The organism is Acinetobacter sp. Tr-809, from assembly GCF_011753255.1.
Lineage (GTDB): Bacteria > Pseudomonadota > Gammaproteobacteria > Pseudomonadales > Moraxellaceae > Acinetobacter.
The window spans coordinates 289,179-314,956 of record NZ_VWVZ01000002.1 but is presented as its reverse complement, the minus strand read 5'-3'; the positions used below and the strand labels follow the sequence as shown (position 1 = coordinate 314,956).

General features: G+C 39.5%; 25 protein-coding genes and 2 pseudogenes. 15 read left to right on the top strand and 12 right to left on the bottom strand.

Annotated elements, in window-relative coordinates; translation table 11 throughout:
- Positions 1-6 precede the first annotated feature (6 nt).
- The 4 genes from F3J02_RS05605 to F3J02_RS05590 all read right to left on the bottom strand — a co-directional run bounded on the left by F3J02_RS05605 (position 7) and on the right by F3J02_RS05590 (position 3,778).
- Positions 7-876 (bottom strand): metal-dependent hydrolase, encoded by an 870-nt coding sequence (locus F3J02_RS05605; protein ID WP_167248076.1) that lies wholly within the window; start codon positions 874-876, stop codon positions 7-9.
- A 32-nt stretch (positions 877-908) separates the two neighbouring features.
- Positions 909-2,138 (bottom strand): NADH:flavin oxidoreductase/NADH oxidase family protein, encoded by a 1,230-nt coding sequence (locus tag F3J02_RS05600; RefSeq protein ID WP_167248075.1) that lies wholly within the window; start codon positions 2,136-2,138, stop codon positions 909-911.
- 93 nt (positions 2,139-2,231) lie between these two features.
- Entirely contained in the window at positions 2,232-2,978 is a 747-nt protein-coding gene (locus F3J02_RS05595; protein ID WP_167248074.1) for an acetoacetate decarboxylase family protein, read from the bottom strand.
- Positions 2,975-3,778, bottom strand: a complete 804-nt coding sequence (locus tag F3J02_RS05590) for an SDR family NAD(P)-dependent oxidoreductase (RefSeq protein ID WP_167248380.1) — start codon at positions 3,776-3,778, stop codon at positions 2,975-2,977. The genes F3J02_RS05595 and F3J02_RS05590 overlap by 4 nt, the downstream gene beginning before the upstream one ends.
- A 111-nt stretch (positions 3,779-3,889) precedes the next feature.
- On the opposite strand from F3J02_RS05590, the gene F3J02_RS05585 reads away from it, so the two are divergent.
- Entirely contained in the window at positions 3,890-4,939 is a 1,050-nt protein-coding gene (locus F3J02_RS05585; RefSeq protein WP_167248073.1) for a helix-turn-helix transcriptional regulator, read from the top strand.
- Positions 4,940-4,996: 57 nt separating this feature from the next.
- On the opposite strand, the pseudogene F3J02_RS05580 reads toward F3J02_RS05585, so the two are convergent.
- Both F3J02_RS05580 and F3J02_RS05575 read right to left on the bottom strand, forming a co-directional pair.
- Positions 4,997-5,878: pseudogene (locus F3J02_RS05580) on the bottom strand (dihydrodipicolinate synthase family protein).
- Between the two features lie 5 nt (positions 5,879-5,883).
- Positions 5,884-6,663: an aldolase gene (locus F3J02_RS05575; RefSeq protein WP_167248072.1), complete on the bottom strand. Its 780-nt coding sequence runs from the start codon at positions 6,661-6,663 to the stop codon at positions 5,884-5,886.
- A gap of 38 nt (positions 6,664-6,701) precedes the next feature.
- Here F3J02_RS05575 and F3J02_RS05570 point away from each other — a divergent pair, with 38 nt between their 5' ends.
- Positions 6,702-8,207: a PLP-dependent aminotransferase family protein gene (locus tag F3J02_RS05570; protein WP_167248071.1), complete on the top strand. Its 1,506-nt coding sequence runs from the start codon at positions 6,702-6,704 to the stop codon at positions 8,205-8,207.
- A gap of 12 nt (positions 8,208-8,219) precedes the next feature.
- Here F3J02_RS05570 and F3J02_RS05565 read toward each other — a convergent pair whose 3' ends face one another.
- The 4 genes from F3J02_RS05565 to F3J02_RS05550 all read right to left on the bottom strand — a co-directional run bounded on the left by F3J02_RS05565 (position 8,220) and on the right by F3J02_RS05550 (position 11,351).
- Entirely contained in the window at positions 8,220-8,909 is a 690-nt protein-coding gene (locus F3J02_RS05565; RefSeq protein WP_167248070.1) for an oxidoreductase, read from the bottom strand.
- Between the two features lies 1 nt (position 8,910).
- Positions 8,911-9,678, bottom strand: coding sequence for an SDR family NAD(P)-dependent oxidoreductase (locus tag F3J02_RS05560; protein WP_167248069.1), 768 nt, complete (start codon positions 9,676-9,678; stop codon positions 8,911-8,913).
- On the bottom strand, positions 9,675-10,355 hold the full coding sequence (locus F3J02_RS05555; protein WP_167248068.1) for a glutathione S-transferase family protein: 681 nt from the start codon (positions 10,353-10,355) through the stop codon (positions 9,675-9,677). The genes F3J02_RS05560 and F3J02_RS05555 overlap by 4 nt, the downstream gene beginning before the upstream one ends.
- A 129-nt stretch (positions 10,356-10,484) precedes the next feature.
- Entirely contained in the window at positions 10,485-11,351 is an 867-nt protein-coding gene (locus F3J02_RS05550) for a metal-dependent hydrolase (RefSeq protein ID WP_216076267.1), read from the bottom strand.
- A 163-nt stretch (positions 11,352-11,514) separates the two neighbouring features.
- On the opposite strand from F3J02_RS05550, the gene F3J02_RS05545 reads away from it, so the two are divergent.
- Positions 11,515-11,979: a winged helix-turn-helix transcriptional regulator gene (locus F3J02_RS05545; RefSeq protein ID WP_167248067.1), complete on the top strand. Its 465-nt coding sequence runs from the start codon at positions 11,515-11,517 to the stop codon at positions 11,977-11,979.
- 89 nt (positions 11,980-12,068) lie between these two features.
- Here the strand turns inward: F3J02_RS05545 and F3J02_RS05540 are convergent, their stop codons facing one another.
- Positions 12,069-13,019 carry a hypothetical protein gene (locus F3J02_RS05540; RefSeq protein ID WP_167248066.1) on the bottom strand — a complete coding sequence of 317 codons (951 nt, stop codon included), beginning with the start codon at positions 13,017-13,019 and terminating at the stop codon, positions 12,069-12,071.
- Between the two features lie 503 nt (positions 13,020-13,522).
- Here F3J02_RS05540 and F3J02_RS18565 point away from each other — a divergent pair.
- The 12 genes and pseudogenes from F3J02_RS18565 to F3J02_RS05480 form a co-directional block, all read left to right on the top strand.
- Positions 13,523-13,692, top strand: a pseudogene (locus F3J02_RS18565) (integrase); the annotation flags it as partial.
- A 182-nt stretch (positions 13,693-13,874) separates the two neighbouring features.
- Positions 13,875-14,288 carry a type II secretion system major pseudopilin GspG gene (gspG, locus tag F3J02_RS05530; RefSeq protein WP_228284326.1) on the top strand — a complete coding sequence of 138 codons (414 nt, stop codon included), beginning with the start codon at positions 13,875-13,877 and terminating at the stop codon, positions 14,286-14,288.
- Entirely contained in the window at positions 14,289-15,338 is a 1,050-nt protein-coding gene (locus F3J02_RS05525; RefSeq protein ID WP_167248064.1) for a type II secretion system F family protein, read from the top strand.
- Positions 15,335-16,912, top strand: a complete 1,578-nt coding sequence (locus tag F3J02_RS05520; protein WP_167248063.1) for a GspE/PulE family protein — start codon at positions 15,335-15,337, stop codon at positions 16,910-16,912. Before F3J02_RS05525 ends, F3J02_RS05520 begins: the two co-directional genes overlap by 4 nt.
- Positions 16,896-17,465, top strand: a complete 570-nt coding sequence (locus tag F3J02_RS05515) for a hypothetical protein (protein WP_167248062.1) — start codon at positions 16,896-16,898, stop codon at positions 17,463-17,465. The genes F3J02_RS05520 and F3J02_RS05515 overlap by 17 nt, the downstream gene beginning before the upstream one ends.
- On the top strand, positions 17,462-17,938 hold the full coding sequence (locus F3J02_RS05510) for a hypothetical protein (RefSeq protein ID WP_167248061.1): 477 nt from the start codon (positions 17,462-17,464) through the stop codon (positions 17,936-17,938). Before F3J02_RS05515 ends, F3J02_RS05510 begins: the two co-directional genes overlap by 4 nt.
- On the top strand, positions 17,935-18,417 hold the full coding sequence (locus F3J02_RS05505) for a hypothetical protein (protein WP_167248060.1): 483 nt from the start codon (positions 17,935-17,937) through the stop codon (positions 18,415-18,417). Before F3J02_RS05510 ends, F3J02_RS05505 begins: the two co-directional genes overlap by 4 nt.
- Complete coding sequence (locus F3J02_RS05500) at positions 18,414-18,908, top strand: hypothetical protein (RefSeq protein ID WP_167248059.1); 495 nt, start codon at positions 18,414-18,416, stop codon at positions 18,906-18,908. Before F3J02_RS05505 ends, F3J02_RS05500 begins: the two co-directional genes overlap by 4 nt.
- A 6-nt stretch (positions 18,909-18,914) precedes the next feature.
- A complete protein-coding gene (locus tag F3J02_RS05495; protein ID WP_167248058.1) occupies positions 18,915-20,708 on the top strand; it encodes a hypothetical protein in 1,794 nt (597 codons plus the stop codon).
- A gap of 2 nt (positions 20,709-20,710) precedes the next feature.
- Positions 20,711-21,184 (top strand): type II secretion system protein, encoded by a 474-nt coding sequence (locus F3J02_RS05490; RefSeq protein WP_167248057.1) that lies wholly within the window; start codon positions 20,711-20,713, stop codon positions 21,182-21,184.
- On the top strand, positions 21,123-21,557 hold the full coding sequence (locus F3J02_RS05485) for a type II secretion system protein (protein WP_228284325.1): 435 nt from the start codon (positions 21,123-21,125) through the stop codon (positions 21,555-21,557). The genes F3J02_RS05490 and F3J02_RS05485 overlap by 62 nt, the downstream gene beginning before the upstream one ends.
- On the top strand, positions 21,532-22,002 hold the full coding sequence (locus F3J02_RS05480; protein WP_167248056.1) for a hypothetical protein: 471 nt from the start codon (positions 21,532-21,534) through the stop codon (positions 22,000-22,002). The genes F3J02_RS05485 and F3J02_RS05480 overlap by 26 nt, the downstream gene beginning before the upstream one ends.
- A gap of 522 nt (positions 22,003-22,524) precedes the next feature.
- On the opposite strand, the gene F3J02_RS05475 is transcribed toward F3J02_RS05480, so the two are convergent.
- Complete coding sequence (locus F3J02_RS05475; protein ID WP_167248055.1) at positions 22,525-25,755, bottom strand: transglutaminase-like domain-containing protein; 3,231 nt, start codon at positions 25,753-25,755, stop codon at positions 22,525-22,527.
- Positions 25,756-25,778 lie beyond the last annotated feature (23 nt).

Below are 25,778 nucleotides of genomic sequence, written 5' to 3'. Positions count from 1 at the left end.
GTATGCCTACTTAAATGCTGGCATTTGATTTAAATAAGCCAATGCCTGCGCTGTTGAACCTTCATGTAACGGGCTGTGTTCGGGATTAAAATAGCGTAAGCAAGCAGCCAAGACATAACCCACACGCGGCACGCGATCCTGTCGTGCGGCACGCAAATAATCTTTAATGCGAAAACGCTGTGGTAATTGCGGATCTTTTGCGACCAAAGTTTCCACAGCGACATAAGCCAATATAATAAATAAAGGAAAAGTAACAGCAGCCGTCGCTGTGCGTAGCAGTATGTTATTACTTAAATGCCGAAATAGGGCATCGGCGACTTCACGATGCTCTACTTCTTCAGCACCATGCCACTGCAATAGGCGTAGCATTTCCTCATCGACAGGTGCTTGTTGTAAACCTTGTGCATTGAGTACCCAATGCCCTAATACCCCCGTGAGATGTTCCGCAGCGGCAACCATGGCAAGGCGGGTATGTAACCATGTCTGTTTCAAGCCTGAGTGATGCAGTTCAAAACCGAATGGCTTCTGCCCCAACATGTCATGAAATATCCAGTTTATCAGTTTGCCATATTGACTCAGATCAATCCCCAACGCTTTAATATGTCGCGTGCCCAAGGTATGTGCATGACTGTGCGCCCCTTCCTGCTTAATAAAAGCCATGACCGCTGCTTTTAATGGTTCATCCTGAATCAATGGCAATGCATCTCGAAAAGTTTGACAGAACCAGCGTTCAGGTGCGGGGGTAATGGGATTGATGACATTAAGGATCTGTGATGCCAAAGGATCGTCATAAATCCAATGGCTCGGTGTTTCTGTAAAATCAAATACAGGGCGTCGAGGAATAATACGATGGTTTTGTTTGATGAATCCACGCATAAAAGAACTCCTTATCTATAAGACCTTGGGCATTAATCCTGCGTCAAAATGTTAAAGCCCATCCGTGGTCCAAATGCCAGTAAAGTACGGACGAAACCCTTAATCGCCTTCGGTTGTTGACCACGACTAATACGGCGGAATTGAGCTGCATGCCAAGCCAATTGCAGATAAGCATCGATAGGCTTATAGCCAACAGTTGGGATTTTTGCAGCTTCATTAACTGATTGCCCTGCCAAGAGCTGTTTGGCTAAATCAGGCTGTAAAGCAAAAGGTCGGGCTAAACCAACGACATCCACCGTGCCATTGCTCACCAAACGATTCATCACATCTATATTGCGTAATCCACCGGTCAACATCAGTGGCAATTGACTCTGTTGGCGCAATGCGCTGGCATAATCCAGAAAATAAGCATTGCGTTGAACCTGACGATCAGGGGCATAGCCCAGTTGCGCGGGAGATTCATAATTGCCCCCAGACACTTCCAATAAATCTATACCCTCCGCTGCTAATGCCAAAGCAATGTGCAGCGACTCCTCCTGACTCAGCCCCCCTTTCTGAAAATCGGCAGAATTCAGTTTGACGCTGAGGATTTTATTTTTGCCAATGGCCTGACGCACAGCTCGAACTGTTTCAATCAAGATACGGCGACGATTTTCTGCTGTGCCGCCCCATTGATCGGTACGGGTATTGGCCAAAGGTGATAAAAATTGAGATAGCAAATAGCCATGTGCCGCATGGACTTGTACCCCGTCAAAGCCAGCCTGCACAGCCAATGCCGCTGTGCTGGCAAAACGCTGGATTTGTTCTAGGATTTCGGTTTCGGACATAGCACGCGGGACACGGATCAGATTCATTACAGGTAAACCTAAGCCTACTGCTGAAGGTGCAATCGGCTGTTTAAATAAAGGTAATACCGCAACCCGACCTGGATGGTTGATTTGCATAATAATCTTGCTGCCATTGGCCTGTGCTGCTTGGGCCCAAAGTTTATGCGCTTGTAAGAATTGTTCATCTTCCAGCACCACATTTCTTGGCTCAACAAAGGCACGATGGTCAACCATGACATTGCCAGTGATTAACAAACCCGTACCGCCTCTGGCCCATGCCGCATAGAGCTGCTGTAAGTCCGTGGTAGGCGAACCATGTCGATCTGCCAATTGTTCACTCATAGCAGATTTTGCAATTCGGTTAGGAATACTAATGCCACATGCCAAACGTAGCGGTTGCTGTAAGGGTGAATGGGTAAAAGTTGATTGTGCCATTTTCATTGTTCCTGATGCTTTGATCGATAGATATCGATTCCATTTTTTAATTTCATTGCTCAGCAAATCTTTACTGCAATCTAAATTTATCCTCTATAAAACCCGTGGATTGAATTGACGCAGCAAAAACAACGGGGTACGTAATCGAGGAATCTGAATCGGCGGAATCAACCCACCTGATAAATCCACTCGATGTAAGCGCGCATCCATCACATGACCTAATCCCATTTCATGCAAAGGATCATTCACTGTTCCGGTAAAGCGTAATTTCATCTCGACACGACGTACTTCAACAACATGCTCTTTCGGGGTGAATCGGACTTCTCTAGGTAAACCCAGCCCCAGACCACCTGTGATATTACGATGCGGTAATCCTAAAATGGGCGGCGCATCCTGTAGTATCTCACCCAGTTTGGCTTCCATTTCAACCAGGACCGTACCGCGGCGTGATGCTTGACTGATAATCCGTGAACCATCATTGTCCCAACTGATTTCCCCGATTTTCTTGGGATAACCCAGCAACTCACGCCCAATAATCATGGCGCGATCATCATCAAGTATCATCCATGGACAAAAGATGCCTGTTTTATTACCCACCTGAATATGCACAAATAAGCCAGCTTCGTGATACGCACCCGTATAAACATTTTCAGGAAAATAAGCGCAAAACAAATCTGCTCTAGCAGGTTTCGCCAGCTTCATTCCAGCAGGTAACCAACGCGCCATTGCCTTCTCATTTACTTCAACTACTGCAGTTAAATATTGGGCATTGTGATAGAGCTTATTACCCAAGTTGGCGGGACCTATCGGTGTGCGTAAATCTTTGATCAACTGTCTCATGCTTTTAATCTCGAAAAGACTTGCTTTAAGATCGGCAATAAAATAATGCGTGGGGTATATCGCCCACCCAACGTTTGTGCCTGTGCGATTAGACCTGGAATCACGATACGGCGATTGCACGCCATGCCGTGAATGGCTTCTTTGGCGACCCGTTCTGCAGTCACCCAAACCAAACTGCCGCCAACTCCATCAATCTTGCTGATCCCTGCCGCCGCATTAAAGCCTGTGATGGTTGGACCAGGTGCCAATAAGGTACAACTCACCCCAGTACCGCTCAGTTCGCTATGCAGCGACTCTGCAAAAGAGTTAGCAAAGGCTTTGCTGGCTGCATAAGTGGCATTGGCTGGTGTGGGTTGATGCCCCGAGGTAGAGCCAACAATAAGAATGGCACCTCGTCTTTTCTGAATCATGTTTGGCAATACCGCCAAAGTCAGATCCTGTATTGCCACCACATTTAACTCGGTCTGTTCACGTTCACGATCTGCATTCAGATCTTGTAATCGACCAAAGGTAGCAAAGCCCGCGTTATTGCATAAAATCGCCACATCAAGCTGTTCCAATTCGTGACGGAACTGAGTCCTTGCCTCACGATCCGCGAGATCACACGGACGTAATATCACTTCAACTTGATATTTTTGACGTAAATGCAGCGCCAAAGCCTCGAGCTTATCGACTCGTCGCGCAACTAAAACAAGCGAATAGCCAAGTGCAGCGAATTGTTTTGCGAGTTCTTCACCAATACCAGACGATGCGCCAGTAATCACCACGGGCGAATGTTTTAAAGGAGGTGCTAAGCTCATCATTCATACTCAGATCTCTACAATAGTCCCAAGTATCGAAGATGCTTAACTTGAGCGTGAGCGGTAATTCAGACATACTGCTAATCATTTTCGGCCAACTTAAAACTAAAAATGAAAGATCCCTATGGCTTATCCAAAGCCAGTATTCCGATTTCTTACGCACACTTATTATTAGAGATCATGGTCGAAAAAGGGTTTTCTGCGTCCGAATTGCTATACCAAAGCAAAATACCTTCAGCACTTCTACACCAAGTGGATGCCCGTATTACTCCAATCCAATGGTCAAAATTGGCATGGGTGAGTTTAAGTCTGGCGCAAGACTGTGGTCTGGGGTACGAATATGGACTCAAACTTCGTTTAACCGCCCACGGCTCTATGGGCTATGCGCTAATGAGCAGTCCTTCGCTCAAACAGGCCATTGGATTGGCCAGTCAATTTTTTAATATGCGGCTCAAAGATTACCGAATTGATTTTTTTGAACAAGAACAACAATCCATTATTGAAATTCAACAAACTCATCCGGTAGTCAGTCAACAGCTTGAACAGGCAGAAATGCTAAGACGCTTTTTTTATGAATGCCTAATGATTGGCGTGGTTCAAACGGCACTGACCTTAGCTGAGCATGATTTCTCGGATGTAGAATTGTATGTCGACTGGTCCGAGCCGTCCTACCATCAAAAATTTCAACCACAACTGCCTACGATTCACTTTAATCAAGCTCAAAACCAAATTCGTTACCCGTCTGCTGTCCTCAACCTCTCCACCAAAATGGCTGATCCAACCGCTTTTCAACAAGCTTTAGCTCAATGTGAGGCAGAGCAAATTCGTTTTTCCGAAACCATTCAAGATATTGGGTTAAAGGTCAAAACCGAATTACAGCTCATCCCGCAAAAAGGTTATCCCAGCCTAGATAGGGTTGCCGAGCGTTTACATACATCCAGCAGAACCCTAAGAAGAAAGTTAGATGAAGCTGGTTATTCCTATCTGGGTTTATTAGATGAGGTCAGATATCAAGAGGCAAAACAGCTTTTGCTCAATCCGCAAATGGAGGTACAGGATATTGCACTGTACCTAGGTTATCTACAGCCTGCTAACTTTGCCCGTGCCTTTAAGAAATGGAGTGGCCTTACACCTAGCCAGTTTCGCCAAACCCAAATTTAAACGGCTTACGATATAAGTTAAGTCAGGTCGCTCGATGTCGACCAGACTCAAACATATTTATTTTACTGCAGCCTGTAACAAGCTTTTTAATTGCTCAATTTCAGTCACTGTCGCACTTTGCAAAGGCGGTCTTGGCGCACCAACCGAGAAGCCCAGTAAGTTGAGTCCCGATTTTACTGTTTTCGGTAAGCCACCTTTGACGATAAAACTCAGCACAGGTAATTGCTGATAAAATATCGCCTGCGCTTTTGACAGATCACCTTGTTGAATCGCTTCATACAATTGCTTTGGTAGATCGCCCAACAAATTCGGTGCAGCAGTACACCACCCTGTTGCTCCAGCACAGAAGGCTTCTAGCGCCAATGGATTAGAACCATTATAAAATGGTAACTTTCCTTGGCTTAAGGCATGAAATTTATGCATACGCTGAATATCACCGGTGCTGTCTTTTACCATGCAAATATTGTCGATCTCATTAAACATTTTCACGATCAACTCAGGTGACATATCAATACCGCTGGTGGCAGGATTGTTATAGACCATGATCGGCAATTTTACCGATGCGGCAATCTGCTGATAATAATCATAAATTTCTTGATCGGTGAGTTTCCAGTAAGAGACAGGAATCACCATAATCACATCTGCACCCAACTGCTCTGCTTTCTTGGCTTTCTGAATCGCCATTGCGGTAGTCAATTCAGAAATCCCGAGAATCACGGGAACACGCTGATTCACCACTGCAATTGTGGTTTGCGCCACCTGTTGCCACTCTTACCATGACAGATAAGCACTTTCACCCGCACTGCCCAAAGGTGCAATCGCATCACATTGTGATTCAAGCAGCGCATTTAAGCTGATGCTCAAAGCATCAAGATCAAGTTGTTGGCCATCTGCTTTAAATGGTGTGACGGGATAAGCAATAATTCCTTCAATTTTCATGTTATTTACTCCTCGATACACTCTTGATGGTTTTTCAAAGCCTTGCGTGCGTAATAGGCAAAATTGACTTTGTTACGCTTATCAGTAGACAGCCAGTCATGCGCTTCTTTTGCCAGTTCATGCGGAATCGGTTGAATCTGTCCTGCCGACATCGCTAACAGTTGCAAACGTGCGGCGCGTTCAATCAACAGCGCTAAATTACAAGCTTCTTCAATGGTCTTGCCTGCCACCAATTGACCGTGATGAGACAGCAACACCGCCCGATTTTTTCCTAAAGCTTCGGAAATAAAAATGCCTTCTTCATTACCGACAGGCACTCCCGGCCATTCGCCAACAAAGGAACAATCCTCATACAAGGCACAGGTATCCATTTGCGAAATGGCGAGTGGCATACGTAGCATCGACAAGGCTGCAATATGGGTTGGATGGGTATGGATAATGCAATTCACTTCAGGATGTTGCTGATAAATCCATGTATGAAAACGATTAGCTGGGTTGGCCATACCTTGCTGATCTAAAGGTTTGAGGTCCTGATCGACCAGCAATAAATTGGCTGCAGTAATTTCGTCAAAACCTAAACCAAAACGTTGCGTGATAAAGGTATTTTCTTGCTCGGCACGACAGGTAATTTGCCCAGCCAAGCCTGCATCATGACCATGATCAAATAAAATACGACAGGTCAAAGCCAACTTCTGTCGATCACTGTAATTGACCTCTTGGATCAAATTCATATTCTGCTGCGCAGTTTGCATCAATTGCTGTTTGCTGAGTAATGCCGTTTGCATGAGACCACCTCGCTACTGTTGATTTGTTGATGGGACAAATGCAGAATACGAAGTCAGTGGATGAGTTAAAATATCCAGTTTTTAAAACTTATATGGTCCAGATCAACATGCAGCAGCCATGGAAGATTCGTCTTCATCTTGAAGACCGAGAAGAAAAAACCATCTTTCTCAAGTTGGCCAATCAGATTATTGAAGAGATTCTGTCTGGGCGGCTCAGTTCAGGTTCGCGCCTGTCTGGCTCCCGCTCGCTCGCCGATGAATTAAAAATTAATCGTAAAACTGTACAGTCGGTTTATGAAGATTTAGAAGCACAAGGCTGGTTGATCTCAAAACCACGCCAAGGCACTTTTGTGGCGGAGAACCTGCCTGAGTTAAAACATAAAAAGATCAATGCAGCAGCAGAACCCAATCCTTCATCCAATACAATCAGTCCAGTAGCAATTAAGAATGATGGCATTCCAGATACCCGCCTAATCCCTTATGAGTTATTTTCCCGTGCCTATCGACATGCTCTGATTCAAGTGACCCGTTCGCAAATCATGGGTTATGGTGATCCACAAGGTAGTATTGAGTTACGTCACGCATTGCTGCAAATGCTGTCGATGGAACGGTTTATTAAAACCACAATTGACAATATCTGTGTGGTTCGTGGTAGCCAAATGGGGATTTTTTTAGCGGCTCGTGTGCTGGCTAAACAAAGCTCATCACGCAAAGTGATTGTGGTGGAACATTGGTCTTATCCGCCTGCAATTGAAACCTTTTTATCACATCATTATCACATCGTGCGGGTTCGGTTGGATCAACACGGTCTTGATATCCAGCATCTTGGAGAAATACTAGAAAAACATGCTGTGGCTGCAATCTATACCACACCACATCATCAATATCCCACCACTGTGACCATGGCGATGGATCGACGCCTGAAACTATTGGAACTGTCGAAAGCATCTGATTTCTATATTATTGAAGATGACTATGATCACGAATTTCATTATGACAGCCGTCCAATTCCACCGTTGATCAGCTTACCACATGCAGAAAAGGTGATTCATATTGGTTCACTGTCCAAGGTCTTTGCCCCAAGTCTACGAATTGGCTATGTGGTCGCCAATCGAGACATCATCCACGCCATGAATCAGGATATTTTATTGATCGATAAACAAGGCAATATCATCACTGAACTGGCGATGGCGGAACTGATGCAACAGGGAGAAATCAAACGCCATATCCGCAAAATGCGTAAGATCTATCAACAACGGCGTGACTTTGCCTTGAATCAATTCCAATCCGTATTTAAAGATCAAGTTGAAATCAACTCACCGTTGGGGGGAATGGCCTTATGGGTCAAATTTAAATTTCCCTATCGCGCTGAATATGCCGAACTACTGAATCAACTGCATATTGATGCCGAAGCGCATTTTGCCGAGCAAAGTCAGCAATCCAATGAGCATTTTCATATCCGCTTTGGTTATGCCGCCATTAATGAAACGGAAATTTCAAACATCATCCGCTTGCTCCATGAGGCATTTCAGCCTAAAGATTGAACACGCATCATTTTATAATCCTAAGCGCAACTCTTGACTCCATGTCGACCTAGGTTGTTGATAAAGATGCCAACAGGTCTGTTGCAACGACTGCATCAATTCGCGGTTTGCAGCTTGCCAATGTGGTATCACGCAATAGACCACATGAATACCCTTGGGGTGGAACTCTCTGGCTAAGGACTGTGCTAAGGCTCGAATACTGGCAGACATGCTTTGACTGAATAAATCTTGCTCCGATTCGACTGGCTGTTGAGTCCCTAGAAAAATAAAGGTGCCTTGCTGCCTAGATTGCATCTGTCGAATCACAGCTTGGGCAATACTCACTCCCGTTAAACCTGTGTTTTGCCAATAGTTCTCAAGCTGTCCAGCCGACAATGCATGGCTATTTTCGGGCAGCACAAAGTCAGGCTGGAAAATGCATAAATCGACAAAATGCCCTGCTTTCTGAATCTTCTGTATAACACTTTTTAGCGCAGCAGAATCAAGTAGATTGAGTCGGACAGCAATCAGTCTTTCCACTTGAGCCTCAAACTGTGGCTGGGTTTTGGTTGCATCATGCTGGAGTTGATAAACAGGCATAACATCGTAATCAGCTTGCTCAACAAAAAGTTGACTCAGTTGCTGGACATGATTGCCCACAATCACCATACAGCCCTTGGTTTTTTGTTTGGATTTAAACCATTGCGGTAACAACTTACTCATCTTAGAATTTCTCCTGATAAGGACGTAGATCCAATTCATGCGTCCATAAATCAGCATTTTGCTGATAGAGCATCCAGTAATTTTCGGCAATTGCCTCAATATTTAAACCACCTGTACCGCGGGTTAGCCGCGCCAGCCGACCCAAGCCCCACAAGGCTTTATTGACACGATCACCATCGACCATACCATCCACCACCACATGCGCCACATGGATATTTTGAGGACGATAGAGTGCTGCCAAATTTAAGGCATAGCTTCTCAACGCAGACTTACCCATAGTGAATGCAGCAAAAAAAGGTTTCCCGCGCAATGAGGCACTAGCACCAGTAAATATCAAGGTGCCCTGCTGTTGTTTTTGAAAAATGGGCAAACTACGCTGCGCCACCAATACCGCAGATAAAAAGGTCGAACGCCACATTTGGCTAAAAAACTTTAAACTGCTCTGTAAAAAGATCGAAGGAATATTGCCACCGACATTATGGATCACTGCTGCCAGAGCTTCTGGCTGATCATTTAAATGCTCAAACAAGGTCTGTACCTGTTGCTCATTTTCTGCATCCAGTGCATAGGCAATAGCCTGCCCACCTTGACCATTGATTGCTGCAGTAACCTTTTCAACTTTATTGAGTGTTCGCCCCACCACATAGACTTTGAATTTTTCATGGGCAAAACGACGACAGACTGCCGCACCAATGCCTTGCTCTGCCCCAACCCCAATCACGACGACAATACCTGTTGGCTGGGTTGGATCTTGATCGACCTGATTCATAATTGTTGTATCCAATGCTGAATATGCGGATAACTGTTAATTTTTGGTCCCCAGATTTTACTGGTGCGCATTACCTCTAACAGTTGAGAACCGACTGCAATATCGGCAATGGTTTTGACTTCGCCAACTAGCCAACCCGTTTGACCTAACACCAATTCAATACGCTCTAAGTGACGTGTAAATTCTGCTTCGATATCAGCCTTTGCCATACGCCCTGTACCTTGCATCTTCACTTGCATATTCAATGCAGCCTTGAGCAAAGGTTTCATCAGTACAACCTCATGCTTAGGACGACCTTCCGCACTAATGGCCACAGCATGATTCAAGGCATCGGCATCACTGACCCGAAAATACACTTCATAGAAATATAACAACTCGTCCGACCAGTCTTCCCACAATTCAACATAGGCTTTTTGTAATGGGTCGAGTGGATATAAACGTGGCAAATCTGGATAGGCTTCATCCAGATAACGGGCAATGCGGGTACTGTCCTGAATACGCTGTCCGTTGATGTCCAGCACAGGGACTTTACCGACTTTACTCAACATTGGGACTTTGGCCCCCAATACCCCGTTATAATTCACGGTTTCAAATGGAATGCCTTTAAACTGCAACATCCGTGCGACTTTTTTGCAGAATGGTGAAATTTCCCATTGATGTAAAACCACTGTACTCATTGTTATCTATCCATTTTTTATTGAATTCATCTCGATGATAAGTGAGCAGCTTGGCGCTCACTCAACTTATCTTACAGATATTTGTCCCTTTGGCGATGCATCTGTGCCGATGATTTTCTCTACAATTTATTAATGCACGAAAGTCGACTGCTCTGGAGACAAACCAATTTTGATTTTGGTTTTTGCCACGATGTCAGACTCATCGGTATCATTGGGATGGAAGTCACGACGATAATAAGAAAAAAATTGTGGCACCAATTTTCGATAGGCCTGCATAGTAAAGCCTGCAAATTTAGCCCACGATTTCAGATTCAGTAATTGCTTATCTCTGGACATCAATACCACTTGGTAGACATTCGAGAAGGTTGTGATAAGAACCAAACTCAGGCTAAAAATTGCAACCCGTGGGATATAGGCATCAAGCCCTTTGCCATAGAGATATTCATACATATCATAGGCAACCGCTTTGTGTTCGGTTTCTTCCACACTGTGCCATAACCATAAATTCCGAATAGTAGTATCGGTCATTAATTCATTGACGTTTTTCATCATCTCCACCACCAGTACTGCGGTGTAATGTTCCAGCCCAACCGTAACTAAGAGATTCCACTTTTTTGGAAAAGTTCGTTCAATGGCTTTGAGGATGATACCTGTCACTTTTTCCAATGATTCAGGGTCTAGTCCATATTGTTGTGCACTGACATGAAAGGCGTGATGCTCTTTGGAATGCATGGCTTCCTGACCAATAAACGCACCGATATCACGATCCAGTTGCGGGTTGCTTTTGACTTGGTCTCGTAAAGCCCTGACTGAACGAACAAAGTAAGACTCCCCTTCTGGAAATAGGGTGGACAGTCCCGTGAAATAATGGGTAAACGTTGGTTCATCATTACACCAGTATTTGGGCATATCCTGAAATTCATAATCCATACGGCGGACTGGAAATGATGCAGGTATCTTTTGCTTTGATTTTTCTTTTAACGCTGACGCAGACATAACTCACCTCAAGAATAGATCTCAAAATATTAAGTTCCAAAAAAGAACTTAATTGAAAAATATAGCTGCTATGATAAGTTGTCAATAAAGCGGATATCTTAATCGTTCAAGTTGTCCTAAAATGACAGCCTGCTTCCTGTAAAGACATATAGATGGTATTGCGATGAAATGGCATGAACTCGGTGAAATGAATTGTCCAATTGCACGGACTTTGTCGATTTTTGGCGACCGCTGGACTCTGCTGATTATTCGTAATGCCTTTATGAAAACCCGTCGTTTTGACGATTTTCAAAAGCAGTTGGGCATCACCCGTCATTTATTGACCGAGCGTATTAACCGCTTGGTCGAACACAAGATTTTCGAGAAAGTGCTGTATCACGAAGCACCAAAACGTTATGAATATAAGCTGACTGAAAAGGGTTTAGCGCTATACCCGATTATTGTCACCATGAGTACATGGGGCAATATTTGGCAGAATGAAAATAAGCAATTTCCTGAGCTGCGTTATCTGCACAAAAGCTGTGGGCATGTGACCAGCCCAAGCCTAACTTGTGATTGTTGCAAGCAGCCTCTTGATGCCAGACAGATGTCGCCAGTTTATGTGGCGGATGAAGATGGGGATGCATAGGAGGCTACCCTTTATTTAGCTACTATGATTATATAATTTATTGATGTTAATGCTCATGGAGCAATGAGCATAAATAACTGAACTGTCAATCACTCATCAACCTTCCGAACTCGCTCTACCGTAATGTATTCATTCGGAATTACGACTTGCTTCTCTATATTTTTAATCTTGTACGAGATTAAGGTATTCTTACCAATTCCTTGAAATAATACTTTTACATCCTTAAAAACAAAGATTTGATGTTGATTTAGCTCAGGAGTCATCGTTTTAGGTAAATCAATTAAATTTGCATAAGGTGCTTTAATGTATAGGGTTGCTTTTTCTATACTGACGCCTGTTTTTTGCATCGTAAAATCTAAGAATACTTTGCCAATATCTCCAATAAAAAACATGGGTACAAGAGGAATTAGAATAAGGAAGAATGTTATTTGTATGCTGTCTTTAATATGTATTTCTAATCTTTTTAGTTTAGTTCTTGCAAATGTTTTAACATTTTCACTTGCATCGGGGTCATCAACAATATCTTTTAAGTTTTCAAACTTGTTACTAAACTCCTTAATCTTCTGCCGATTGATATAAAAAGCATAATAAAACAAAGAAATAAAGGCTGAAGTAAGAGCTACATAAAGGCTGATTTTCCAATGCCATAACAATAAACCATGAATGGTATATAAAAGATAGAAAGAGGTAATTAATGTAAGAATACTTATCTTTGGAAAAGGAAGTTTTTTTCCTATTCGTATATCCTGTGGCAAATACTTATCTATGGTAGTAAAAATTAGATAGACCATAGGCATTAAAGAAATGCCAAAGAAAAATAAAACCATGCTTAATCCAGCATAAACAATAGAACAGGCAACAAAAATCAATAAAAAAATGAGTGTGTCGCCAAAGCTAATTTCTGAAGGGATATAACCAATTGTGAGAAGATAAGCAACTAAGCACAATATCCCAATGGAAACAATAGCTTTTATGATGGTCAGTCCGACCTCATGCCACTGACTAAAATTATTTAAAAATCTTGTTATTAAATCATTCATTACTTATTAAACCAATTTGTATAATATTCTTAAAAAAAAGAATGCCCAAAAAATACATGATCCTATTTAATTGATTATACATTGCAACTTTTCATAATAAAAAAACCTCAAATATTAAATATTTGAGGTTTTTCGAATTTTGGTGGAGATCGCGTCAGTTGAACCAGGCCAATAAAACATTGTTTTATTTAAATTTTATTTTCATAAAAATCAAATTTACCCAACTTTGACCCTTTGTCTTTCAGACTAGCCTGAGTATGGAGTAAGTCGGGGTATCCTATAATTGGGCTCTGATCTTGACTCATCCCTAAGAAACGCCTCAACAATATCTAATCCTGCGTCTACTTCTTATTTCAAAAATGCACCATAACTCGGTCCTATCACATGATCTATAGCCTATTTTCAATCAATAAGCATGCTGAACTCTGTAATTTTTTTGGTGTTACATTATTCCATTTCTTAAATATAGATCTTTTTAGCAACCACTTTAAGTGATAAAAATCTATCACTCTATATTCCGTGGTTGGACGGCAAATAGAACCGATTATCCTAAAGTCTGTGAGCATATTCTTGCTTATAAGCTTCCAGATGAAGAGTGGCTTACTTACGTGGAGCTTTCCTTGAAAAGCACAAGGGATTGATGAAAGGCTGGGCTAAGTTTTGTATAAATTAAAATAGATGCTGTCACTATTTAGGAAATTGGGGTTTTTACAAACCCATGTTTAGCCTCACTAATCAAATTTAATTGATTATTAAAAAACAATTAATGATGAATTTAAATACTTCATAATAGTATTTATTCTTTTGTAACTTTTTGCTAATATTTGTTTTATAAAATTTAACTATATGAAAAACATGAGAAAGAATACTTCGGGGTTTACACTTTTAGAGTTGTTAATTGTTGTCGTCATCATAGGATTATTGGCAGGTATTGTTGGTCCAAAATTATTTAAAAATATCAATAAATCTGAAGTCACGACTGCAAAAGCTCAAGTTGATACTTTTATTAAAGCATTAGATAACTTTAGAATCGATACAGGACGGTATCCAACAACTGAAGAAGGCTTATCTGCTTTATTAAATGTTCCAAATAATTTACAAGGCTGGAATGGCCCTTATTTAAAGAAAAGTATTCCAACTGATCCGTGGGGAACACAATACCAATATTCCGCTCCTGGACAACATAATGATGACTACGATGTCTTTTCATTTGGAAAAGATAAGAAATTAGGTGGTGAGAACGACAATAAAGATATTGGTAACTGGTAAATGAAAAACAATGATGTCTTTAAAAGTCTATCGTATAAGCCGCATTTCAATCTCACTGTTTTTCTATATGAGTTCAAAACGTTATTAGAGTCCGGATTAAGTATTGTCGAAGCTGTAGATGTGCTCTTAGAAAGAGGGCAAATTTATCATGATGTTCTACAACCCATCTATGACCATCTAAGAGCAGGAAAAACACTGTCTCAAAGTATGTCTTATCAATCTGCTTACTTTCCAGACTTATGCATTGCAATTATTAAATCTAATGAAAAAACTGGCAGCCTCGTTATTGGAATAGAACGCTATCTAGCTTACACCGAAAATATTGATAAGATTAAGACTAAGCTCATTAATTCATCAATTTATCCATTCACTGTTTTGGTGATTGGGGTCATCATTTTCTTATTCCTTTTACTTTATCTCATTCCTAAGTTTTCACTTATCTATAGTGACCTTGATCTAAAACTCCCTTTTTTCTCAAACTTATTGATTCAATCTGGATACTATATTTCCCAGTATAGGGTTTATCTTATTGGATTTATTGTTTTTATTTTTCTTAGTATTTTTTATTACAGAAAAGATCTTATTCGTATTAGTCTGACCAATCTTATCAAAATAAAGGCTTTCTCCTACTACTATAATATTGTCATTTTCACCAGATTTTATCGTGGTTTAAGCCTGATGCTTGAGGGGGGGTATCCGCTCATTTATGCTCTACAAAACTGTAAAGATATTCTAGATCAGAACCAAAAAAATAAGATTCATTTCATTGAGCAAGGTTTAAAGCAGGGCGAAAAATTAAGTGATCTGTTAGAAAAATATCAGCTTACGACTCCAATTGCCAATCGTTTGATTAGAAGTGGGGAAAGTAATGGCAATATCAGCCGAATGCTGGAAAAAACAGCTGACTTCCATGATGCCGAGATTTCAAGATTTATTGAAAAAATTTCAAAAGTTATCGAACCACTTTTAATGATCGTGATTGGTAGTGGCATTGGATTTATTGTCATCTTGCTCTATCTCCCAATCTTTGACATGGTTGGCTCATTATGAATAATCAAATAGCTTTAAATACCCTTAAGAACAAAGCTTTAAATAATGAAGATTGGTTAGAGAAAATTCCATCTGAACAAATGAATCAACTGATTTCACAATTAGAAAATTTATATAGAATTTCTTATTGGAATATTAATAATCAATTGGATCCTTCTGATCATTTAATCAGTTATCAAGAGATGTTTCGCTACAACATACTTGTTGCCAAATATCATAATCAGAATGTGTTTATTATTCCCTCTCCTTGGCATTTTAACCTATTCTCACTTTTAAAAGCTGAAGCTCAAGCTACTCAGATTTATTTCTCCAGTCCTGAGTTTATCAAGCAGCATCTACAGCAAATACGAAGCTTTTCTAACAATCAGACAGACCAAGAACCTATCCATCAAAGTGATACTACAAATAGCGAACACATAGAAGTAATTTCTCTCAATAGTATTGCTAATGCAACCAATGAAGTCATTCAAACGGTCAATGCTGCGCTATACGATGCTTATATAAAAAAAGCCAGTGATATTCATTTTGAAAATATTTCAGGTGGTTTAATTATTCGCTATCGACTAGATGGCATTTTGATTAAGGTCAAGCAGGTCTATCAAACTGAGCTTGCTCAACAAATTGTTTCAAGAATTAAGGTCTTAGCAGAGCTAGATATTGGTGAACGCCGCATTCCTCAAGATGGACGTTTTACCATTAGTCTAGAACATAAACTTCTCGACTTCCGTGTCTCAATTATTCCTGGAATCTTTGGTGAGGATGCTGTTCTACGGATACTAGATAAGGATGGAATCTTAAAACAAGGACAAAAACTTTTATTATCTGATCTTGGTTATGACCTGCAATATCGGGAAAAACTACATCAAATTGCCAGTCAGCCCTATGGCATGGTGCTGATGACTGGCCCCACAGGTTCGGGTAAAACCACCACTGTATATGCACTGATTAATGAAACTCTCAAACCTTATGAAAAGTTAATCACCATTGAAGACCCTGTTGAATATGCGCTGGATAATGTCTTGCAAGTGCCAATCAATGCAAAAAAGGGTTTAACGTTTGCAAAAGGTCTACGTTCAATCCTGCGTCATGACCCTGATAAAATTCTTGTTGGTGAAATTCGAGATAAGGAAACAGGCGAAATTGCAATTCAAGCTGCATTGACTGGACACCTCGTCTTTACCACCGTCCATGCCAATAATGTATTTGATGTGGTTGGTCGATTCCAACATATGGAAATTGATCAATTCAATTTTGTGAGTGCCCTCAATGGCATCATTGCTCAGCGTTTAATTCGTATATTGTGCCCTCATTGTAAGAAGCAAGAACAAGGCAGCTATATTGCTTTGGGGTGTAAAGAATGTAACCAAACAGGCTATAAAGGTCGAAAAGCAATTGCAGAAATTCTGGTTTTGGATGATGTGCTAAAAGACATGATTATACATCGGGCATCTTTAGCAGAAATGAAGCAAAAAGCTATGGAATATGGCATTAGTTCCATGCGTGAACAGGCATTGAAAATGGTAAAAAATGGTGAAACTTCATTGGAGGAGGTCAACCGTGTTACCTTTCAATAAATCCAAGCCACAATATTATATTACCCAACAACAACTCTATCTAATTACAGAAACTCAATTGGAGCCTCTAGGACAGCTTGCAGAACTATTTTCAAATACGGTATTGGCTGAGCCAAGCTTGATTTTTTTGGGTGCAGACTGTTATGAAATTTTTATTAATTTAGCTGAAAAAGTCTACTCGGCTGAAGCGTTTATAAAACAAAATCAAAATAACTTTATGCTGCATTTTCCTCATCTTGAAGTCGATAACTATCAACTTTTTTTTGACCATCCCCTGTTTAATCAACCTTATTTAGGTATTGCTATTGAAAAACACTGGTTGCAATCGCTCAAACAGTATCTAGATAAGCGCAAATTTTTCAATACAGATATTCAACCACTCGCTACTTACCTTCTGAAATGTAATGTCAAGCAAGAGCAGATTTTCTTCTGTCTAGAACCTTCAATGGAAACACAATTTATTCATTTCAATCATGTACTTGATATGGTTATTCGTAAACCTAGATCAGATATTACTGAATTATCACTGCAAACATGGATGGCCATAAAATGAGTTTTAAAATTTATGACCAAAAGCGTTTTAGACACCCCATCCGATATTGCCTGCTGTTTGTATTACTGATGATCACTGTATTCATACTATTCACAGTATGGCAAAAGCAGCAACAATTTAATGCTCAGCAAGAAAACCAACAAACTTTGCAAGCTCAATTAGAAAAGCTCAATAAGCAGATGAAAGAAGCACCTAAAGCTTTAATTTCAGGTGGTCAGACAGACGTTTTGCCAATCATTGAGCAACTCAATCAATATCCCAGAGAAACAATTTTATTAAAAAAATTGGAATATAAAAAAAGCTTGAATCAATTGGAGATTTTAGGACAAGCAAGCTCAATTGAGGATTTAGATGCATTGAAAACATCTTTATTAGATACGCAACTGATTCAAAAAATTGAAATACTTTCCACCTCAGCCTTGACTGAAAGTAAAACTTATAAAATTGAGTTTTCTTTAAAAGGTACATTATGAGTCATCAAAAACTTAAATGGGTCATGTACCACTCTATTGATCAACTCACCAGAATCGATCTTATCATTGCTTTTTTGTGTCTGTTTTCAGTCTTTAGTTACGTGTTGGTACTACCCCAATATGAGCAAAATCTGGGTGCAATCACAGCTGAGAATATAGAACTACAACATGAAGTAAAAAGAAATATTAAGCAGCAAGACATTCAACAGGTTTCCAATAAAACATTGACAGGCACTGCGCTAATTGAGATTACAAAATCCTATCAATATGCCGGGGCTCAAGTTTTAGATGCCAAATATGATCCGCAGAATCAGCAAGTTCAAATACAGCTACAAGGTGAAATTAGCAATTTGATAGATACCACCAATCATTTAAAACAGTATCAAAATATCCAATTATTAAGCCTCAGTCTGGTACAAGATGATTTAAAGAAACAGCCTAACCTGAATGTTGTTTGGCAATTGCAGGAACAGACATGATCAGGCAATTTATTTTCATTTCTGCATTAACGATTACATTGGCTTTGACACTAACCTCATGGTTAATTCCTGAACCCTATCAAAGCATAGGAGCGACAGAAACTGAAGCTGATCGTGCCCCATTAGAATTTCATTCGTTAAAATTGCAGTCAACTGAGGCTATAAGCTCTGAAATATTCCAACAGTTTTTAGTGATCAATGAAGCTCCTAAAAAGACTATTCCGCCTAGAATTACTCCAAAAATCAAACCGATTGTCTCCTCTCCAATCGCTCAAGCTATACCACCAGTTACCCCACCTAATTTCCAATACATCGGTCAGATGGTTGATCCTAGTGGAGTCAAAAGGATCTTTCTATCTAGTGATGAGGAAACCTACGTGGTTAAAACTGGCGATGTATTGGGGAATCGCTGGAAAATTGATGCTATTCAAAATGACCAGATCACAATTCTTGATCTGACTAACCAACAATTTTTTGTACTTTATATTTAAATGATGATGAAAAAATATTATTTATTAGCAACTTTGTTCTGGGGAACATTCACCTATTCTTCTTTTGCTGTTGCAAATGAGGAAGCATCTTTTTCGCAATCGCTACTGGATAAAAAAATTTCCCTCAACTTTAGGGAAGCCAATGTTAGACAAGTAATGGATGTCGTGTCTCAAACAGCAGGAATTAATTTTATCTTTGACAGTGATGTTGGTACAGATCTCAAAACCACAATTTATGCAAGCAATGCCAAAATTTCTGAAACACTCGACCTGATTTTAAAGACCAATAAGCTTCGTTATAAAGTTGTGAATCAAAATACTTATTTGATTTTTAATGATACGGCAGATAAAACGCAACAGTATGAAGACCTACAAATCAAAACCTTTGTCCTAAAAGCGGGTGATCCTAAAAAGACACAGGATGTTTTAAAAACAATTTTAAATCCGAAGTTTATTTATATAGATGATAAGAATCGCCTGATAACTTTACGTGATCGTCCTGAAATTTTACAAGCCGCAGAAAAGCTAATTCAAGTCTATGATCAACCGGATCCTGAAGTGGTTTTAGAAGTAAAAGTTTTTGAAGTCAGTAATGAAATTTTAAATAACTTGGGTATTGCTATTCCTAGTAAAGTTTCTTTATCTCCACTTGGTATATCTGCTCAATCATCAAGTGTTGTTTTAAATGATCTACTGAATCTTTCAAGGGACAGGATTACTGTAGGTGGTATTTCCCCTCTTGTAACATTAAATCTGCAAGATACCAATGGTCGAGTGAATCTTCTGGCTCGTCCCTCGTTACGTGTAAAGAATTTAGAAAAAGCCAAAATTGTGGTTGGTGATAAAGTTCCAGTTATTACTTCAACGATGAATCAGGTCTCTAGTTCAGTAACAGAGTCTGTTAGTTATTTAGACGTAGGATTGACCCTAGAAGTCCAGCCGGAAATCCAAGTAAATGATGAAGTTGGGATTAAAGTTTCTTTAGAAGTCAGTAATATTGTCAAAGAAATTCGAACTAATACAGGTTTATTGACCTATCAAATTGGTACACGAAATGCCAATACTGTCCTACAACTCAAGGACGGAGAAACCGAAGTTCTAGCAGGATTGATTCGTGAACAAGAACGTAAAAGTGCGACCAATATCCCTTTCTTAGGGAGGTTACCTGTATTGGGGCATTTATTTTCTAGCCGCTCTAAAGACAAAAGTCGCTCGGAAATCTTATTATCTATTACCCCTAAAATTATTCGACGTAATACCGAACGTTTAAACTATACCGATGCATTTGACTCTGGTACGCAAAATTATATTAGTTTAAATAACGACCAAGGCTCTTTAGCAAAATTTAAAGGTGAAGTGACAGGCTCAACTTCGAATAATACACCGTCATCTAACTACATCCCTGTACCACCACCTCAACCAGCGGCTCAATCACCAACTGCCTCAGAAAATATTATCAACCTAAGTGTACCTGAACAGATAATCAGTACTGATCCATTAAATGTATTGGTAGAAGCCCAATCCGTTGCAAAAGGCTCAAAAGTATTAGTTAAATTTGATCGGCATGCCTTTAATTTATCAGATGTCCGGTTAATGACTAAAGCCAGTCAGTCAGTGACGTACAATACGACTTTAGAGGGCATTGAGATTTTGGTGAATGATGAACTAAAACATCAATCACTCGCGTTGCTAGTTTTACAACCCTTACCTGGCTATAAAGGTAAAGGGGAAATCACTTTAGCCAGTTCACATGATCAGTTTGGTCATCGCTCCGATCGAAAAACTGTGGAAGTAAAATAATCATGTTAACGAGGATACGAGGCTTTACTTTAGTTGAAGTGTTAGTAACGCTTACCCTTATTTCTATTATTGCGTCTATGGCTTTTCCACTGATTCAACTGGATCAAAAACGTCGCCAAGAACGTGAACTAAAAGATGCACTAATACAAATACGTACAGCCTTAGATAATTATAAACAAGCGGTTGATGAGGGGCGAATTTATATGCCTGCAGATAGTTCAGGTTATCCCAAAACTTTAACTGATTTAGTAGAAGGTGTACCTGATTTAAAAGATATTAAAGGGCGTAAAATCTTTTTTTTAAGACATATTCCTACTGATCCATTTGTATCTGACAAAACCAATGGAGCAGAGTCATGGGCATTAAGAAGTTATGCCAGCTCTGCTGATGCACCTGAAGCTGGAGACGATGTCTATGACATTCGCTCCAAAAGTAAAAAAACCGCTTTGGATGGGACTCGTTATGATACATGGTAAGTTTAAAATCCGACGGGGTTTTACCTTAGTTGAACTTTTAGTAGTAATGGTTATTATAGCATCACTACTCAGCGTGGTTTTACCCAGATATATTAAAAGTTTAGACAAAGCAGAAGAATCTGCGCTTAAAAGTGACTTAGCAACGATTCGAATTTCAATTGATCGTTTTTATTCTGATAAAGGCCGTTACCCTAAAACTTTAGATGAGCTTGTTGCAGAAAAATACCTGAGACATATTCCTCTTGATCCAATTACAAAAAAAATGAATTGGCAGCCCATCTATATCAACATGGATGGTGAACAAGTTGTATATGACATAAAAAGCAATGCTAAGGGAGTATCCATCGATGGTAGCAATTACCAGACTTGGTAAAGCCCAAACAGGCATGACCTATATTTTTTTCTTATGGTTTATTCTGATTTATGGGATTTTATTGAGCAGCTATATTGAAATTACATCGACTCAATCAAAACGATTGAAAGAACAAGATTTTATCCATACTACTCAATTATACGTCAAAGCATTAGAATATTATTATAAAGATCATCAAATTTTGCCTAAAGACATTAAACAACTTTTATGTGATGGACAGACTTATCCTTGTAAACGTTACATACGTCAGTTGTATAAAGATCCACTGACTCATCAAGATTTTGTTTATATTTATGATGAGCAAAAACAAATTATGGGCATTAAAACTAATGCTAAAGGAAGTATTATAAATTCAAAATTAAGAGAAACATATCAAACTAATGATTACAAAAATTTAAAAATAACAACAACTATAACTCAGACTAAAAACCAACACCTACACTGATTCATATTAAATTTTAATTTAATAAAAATCATCCTACACTACAAAATTAAGTAACATCTCAATCACAAAATCATCAAAATCAAAAACATTCATTCAAATTACAACAAAAATTAAGTCTCCAAAAAATCGAGCAAATAAAAAACTCAAAAAAAATAGATTAAAAATTATTAACCCCACTCCATTAAAAAAAGCATAAAATCAAAAAAAATAGCAACAAATTATATAACCACTCCCTCATTAAAACTAACACTATTTTCACTTACAGTCACTACTTTGCCTACAGCTACTGCATTACGGATATCATTGACAACCTGACCATCATTTTCTTAAAAATTTTAGAATTATCAAAATAATATCTAAAACTAAAATAAAAAATGCTATATAGAAAAATAAAATATTACCACTCATACTCCATAAAATTATAGAAAAAATAGTAATTGCTCTTAAAAAATATTCTGTAAATCTCATATAATTACCATTTCTCAGAGTGTCTAGTTAAAACACTCTGAGATCCTATTTAAGTTATATTTTCTTTATACAAGCTGGTAATGTGTCATTAGGGATTGTTGCTGCCGTAGTTATCCCTATAACAGCTGCTATTCTTTCTACTAATTTTTGAAGCATGACTCCATATCTACCTCCTGTTTTATCCGAAGTAGGTAACAATAAACTAGCTATAGCTTGTGACAGTCCAAAAGACTGCCAAAAGCATGACTCTTGCTCATCATTAAACACACTTAAATTGTATAAAATAACAGCAGTCAATATTATAATACCTATAAAAAAAGCTAATAGTGCTAATACCATACCTGCAGATATAAATATAGGAATAACCATTCCAAAAATTGCAGCGGCTGCAATTCCAGCGAAAGCTCCAGATAACAATGGCAACAAAGCACCTCCATTTAACCCACCACTAATCATGTATGCTCCACTTCCATTATTCGGATCAGTAATGATATAACCGCTTCCACTCCACCCATTAAAATTTACTTGAGTTTGGCTCGTAGTAACTATCTTACCTGAAGCTACAGCATTACGAATATCATTAATGACCTGACTATTATGATCAAGTTGTGGAAGAATAATATTAATATTACTTTGCTCTATTTGATAAATTTTCTGTCCTTGCTCATTGGCTAACTTCAAAACTTTAGTTGCACTAACCCCATCTACATTTTTTTGCAAACTACCTGTATTATTAAAAAATTGCTCAGGCAACTTATTTTCATTAAAACTTTGACGCAACCCCTGCTCTTGAATAAAATCCATTAAGTTATTTTTATCGTTATTTATATCAACAATATTTGATCCAATACGATCAATATCCATCACCATGCCAGAAAAATTAACTGCTCTTAAAACACCCCAGCTATATACTCCTTGTAAATTTGTAGAAAATGTACCAAAACTCATAAATGGATTATTAATTACTCCGGATTTTAACCCATGGATACTATTTTGGATGTCATTAATATTATAGTAACTTTGTACTACTGCTTGAAGCATTGCCCCCGTAACATCATGACCTGTTAAATTTTTAATCTTTTCTTCATCCTTACTTTGTATTTTGCTTCTTGCTCCTTCTATTTTAGTTTTAAGTCGCTCTATTTGTGGCTTACCAATCCCCTGCATGTTATAACCAATCGCATGATATTCACCAGCGCTAAACTGTTTGTTTGGTAAACTCCAGTTGTTGTTTGGACTCCTAAAGCCCATTTGTGCCTGAATTTCTGTGCCTAAAGCATAACTTGGCAAGGTCTTTAACACTTGCCCATCAAGCGTGATTTCTCCTGTGACTCTAATTGAACTGGATAAAGATTTTGGTAATTTGCTAGGGTCAATGTTACCACCAGCATCAGGTTTTGGTAGCCCATTGGCAATGGCTTGTGCATCGCTTTCACTAGTCGGACGGAATGATAAAGCCAATGACTTGCCACGTAACTGGGTGCTTGGAATCTTAAACTGCACGGCATAACTTCCCATTGCAGATGCATAAGGATCAGTTGCATCATACACATTCAGATGAAAGTAATGACGCATGGTATCGGGTAAGGTGTGATAATCACGTACTACTGCAACTACCTCATACGGCAGTACAGGACTTAACATCTTACTTTTATAAGTCTTGATCTTACTCGTGCCTAATACATCACCAACTGTCGCTGTTGGATGTTGTTGTTTTAAGTAGGCTTCGACTTTACTTTGATAAGCTTTAGTCGCTGTTTCAATATTGGCTGCATTTAGGTTTTGTACACTGCCATTGGCCTCATCAACTGTAGCACCTTGTTGAGCTTTGTTTAGGAAATCGTCAACATCAAATGGAACAGCCTTAGTTAGATCCATACCATTGGTTCGTTCATAACGTTTATAGCTGGCATCCAGTGGTACCCAACTATCTTCGATATTCGGGTTGTTTTGTCCACTGGTCTGCACAGCTCCTTTACTCGGGATAAAGTCCAGTTTGGCTTCTACCCACATATGTTCCATGCGTAAATGGGTTTCCTTGCCACCACTGGTCATAATCACACTCGGTACACCACCCTGACCAATTAGATTAGCAGCAGCACCTAGGTTATTTACTCCACCGACCCAGTCTTTGGCAACCTCGGCAGGTACATCAATCGTTCCCGATACATAACGAGCAGGAATTCCAGAAGCACGCAGTAACGCTATCAATAAACTACTTATATCTGTCGCATTGCCTCGTTTAGTTTCTAATGTATAAGCTGAACCCTGAATCGAACCATAAGTCGGTATAAATTCAATATTGTCATATACCCATTTATAAATTTTGGCTGGGTTATGATTCAGTTGGGCTGCAAGGTCCTTGATTTCCTGAGTAATCTGAACATCTTCATTGGCTATGAGATCTTCTGTCTGTGTTGCTACAGGTAGGGAAGCCAACACAGGCCATTTATTCTGGTCATTGAGGGTCATTCCATTAAAGGCGATTTTCTGCCACTGCCCAACACTAGTACTGGTAAAGACTGTTGGAATTGCCTGTTGCCATAATTGATCTGGGCTTAAGGTTGAAGCATCTACCACAGGCTTATATTTAGGGTTAATGGTTATTTTGTCATTCTTAACCTGATAATGTTCCAGTGCTGGCGCAAGCTTCTTAAAGTCTTGTGCAGTTACTGGTGCGGGTACTTTACTATCAGGTCGCCCCCAAGGTAATTCTTTAAAATTACGCTGTAATTTCTTTGGTTCCCACTGAGTCATCTGATTAGAGATTTTATCTAGCGCAGCATTTCGACTCGTTGTATCTTTCGCAGTTGCCAACTGATCAAATAAACCCTCCATCATCGCTTGGCGTTGTTCGATCAATTTTGCCGTTTGTTCTTGACGGGCAATAATCGTACTAGAGACTTTTTTGACCTTAAATTGTTGTGCTTCTTGACGAATACCGGCCACGGCTCTCGCTGTTTCTTGAGCAATATTGCTACGTAATTCTAGGATTTGCTTAGCTGTTGCTGCCCTTAAAGTCTCTTGCTGTTGATTTAACTTTTGCAATTGTGAGGCAGTCGTTTTTGCTGACGGACGCAAGTCCGTCAAACGCATTTGCATTTTCTTAACCAACTCTTGCATCTGTTCTAAATCAGATTGGCTGACTGAACCCTCAGTCCCTGGTTTAACCCGGCCAAAGGCTTCCTGTTCGATCGCCGCCATCGCTGGTACAGATAACAGCCCTGCATGACAAAGCACAATTGTCCCCGCTATACAGCGTTTCAATGTTTTACTAAATTTCATTATTTCACCAAGTTTTAAAACTT

What these genes read in the sequence shown, in the direction of transcription:
- F3J02_RS05605 (WP_167248076.1), bottom strand. Translation starts at nt 876, where the DNA reads ATGCGTGGATTCATCAAACAAAACCATCGTATTATTCCTCGACGCCCT.
- F3J02_RS05600 (WP_167248075.1), bottom strand. Translation starts at nt 2,138, where the DNA reads ATGGCACAATCAACTTTTACCCATTCACCCTTACAGCAACCGCTACGT.
- F3J02_RS05595 (WP_167248074.1), bottom strand. Translation starts at nt 2,978, where the DNA reads ATGAGACAGTTGATCAAAGATTTACGCACACCGATAGGTCCCGCCAAC.
- F3J02_RS05590 (WP_167248380.1), bottom strand. Translation starts at nt 3,778, where the DNA reads ATGAGCTTAGCACCTCCTTTAAAACATTCGCCCGTGGTGATTACTGGC.
- F3J02_RS05585 (WP_167248073.1), top strand. Translation starts at nt 3,890, where the DNA reads ATGAAAGATCCCTATGGCTTATCCAAAGCCAGTATTCCGATTTCTTAC.
- F3J02_RS05575 (WP_167248072.1), bottom strand. Translation starts at nt 6,663, where the DNA reads ATGCAAACGGCATTACTCAGCAAACAGCAATTGATGCAAACTGCGCAG.
- F3J02_RS05570 (WP_167248071.1), top strand. Translation starts at nt 6,702, where the DNA reads ATGCAGAATACGAAGTCAGTGGATGAGTTAAAATATCCAGTTTTTAAA.
- F3J02_RS05565 (WP_167248070.1), bottom strand. Translation starts at nt 8,909, where the DNA reads ATGAGTAAGTTGTTACCGCAATGGTTTAAATCCAAACAAAAAACCAAG.
- F3J02_RS05560 (WP_167248069.1), bottom strand. Translation starts at nt 9,678, where the DNA reads ATGAATCAGGTCGATCAAGATCCAACCCAGCCAACAGGTATTGTCGTC.
- F3J02_RS05555 (WP_167248068.1), bottom strand. Translation starts at nt 10,355, where the DNA reads ATGAGTACAGTGGTTTTACATCAATGGGAAATTTCACCATTCTGCAAA.
- F3J02_RS05550 (WP_216076267.1), bottom strand. Translation starts at nt 11,351, where the DNA reads ATGTCTGCGTCAGCGTTAAAAGAAAAATCAAAGCAAAAGATACCTGCA.
- F3J02_RS05545 (WP_167248067.1), top strand. Translation starts at nt 11,515, where the DNA reads ATGAAATGGCATGAACTCGGTGAAATGAATTGTCCAATTGCACGGACT.
- F3J02_RS05540 (WP_167248066.1), bottom strand. Translation starts at nt 13,019, where the DNA reads ATGAATGATTTAATAACAAGATTTTTAAATAATTTTAGTCAGTGGCAT.
- gspG (WP_228284326.1), top strand. Translation starts at nt 13,875, where the DNA reads ATGAGAAAGAATACTTCGGGGTTTACACTTTTAGAGTTGTTAATTGTT.
- F3J02_RS05525 (WP_167248064.1), top strand. Translation starts at nt 14,289, where the DNA reads ATGAAAAACAATGATGTCTTTAAAAGTCTATCGTATAAGCCGCATTTC.
- F3J02_RS05520 (WP_167248063.1), top strand. Translation starts at nt 15,335, where the DNA reads ATGAATAATCAAATAGCTTTAAATACCCTTAAGAACAAAGCTTTAAAT.
- F3J02_RS05510 (WP_167248061.1), top strand. Translation starts at nt 17,462, where the DNA reads ATGAGTTTTAAAATTTATGACCAAAAGCGTTTTAGACACCCCATCCGA.
- F3J02_RS05505 (WP_167248060.1), top strand. Translation starts at nt 17,935, where the DNA reads ATGAGTCATCAAAAACTTAAATGGGTCATGTACCACTCTATTGATCAA.
- F3J02_RS05500 (WP_167248059.1), top strand. Translation starts at nt 18,414, where the DNA reads ATGATCAGGCAATTTATTTTCATTTCTGCATTAACGATTACATTGGCT.
- F3J02_RS05495 (WP_167248058.1), top strand. Translation starts at nt 18,915, where the DNA reads ATGAAAAAATATTATTTATTAGCAACTTTGTTCTGGGGAACATTCACC.
- F3J02_RS05490 (WP_167248057.1), top strand. Translation starts at nt 20,711, where the DNA reads ATGTTAACGAGGATACGAGGCTTTACTTTAGTTGAAGTGTTAGTAACG.
- F3J02_RS05485 (WP_228284325.1), top strand. Translation starts at nt 21,123, where the DNA reads ATGACATTCGCTCCAAAAGTAAAAAAACCGCTTTGGATGGGACTCGTT.
- F3J02_RS05480 (WP_167248056.1), top strand. Translation starts at nt 21,532, where the DNA reads ATGGTAGCAATTACCAGACTTGGTAAAGCCCAAACAGGCATGACCTAT.
- F3J02_RS05475 (WP_167248055.1), bottom strand. Translation starts at nt 25,755, where the DNA reads ATGAAATTTAGTAAAACATTGAAACGCTGTATAGCGGGGACAATTGTG.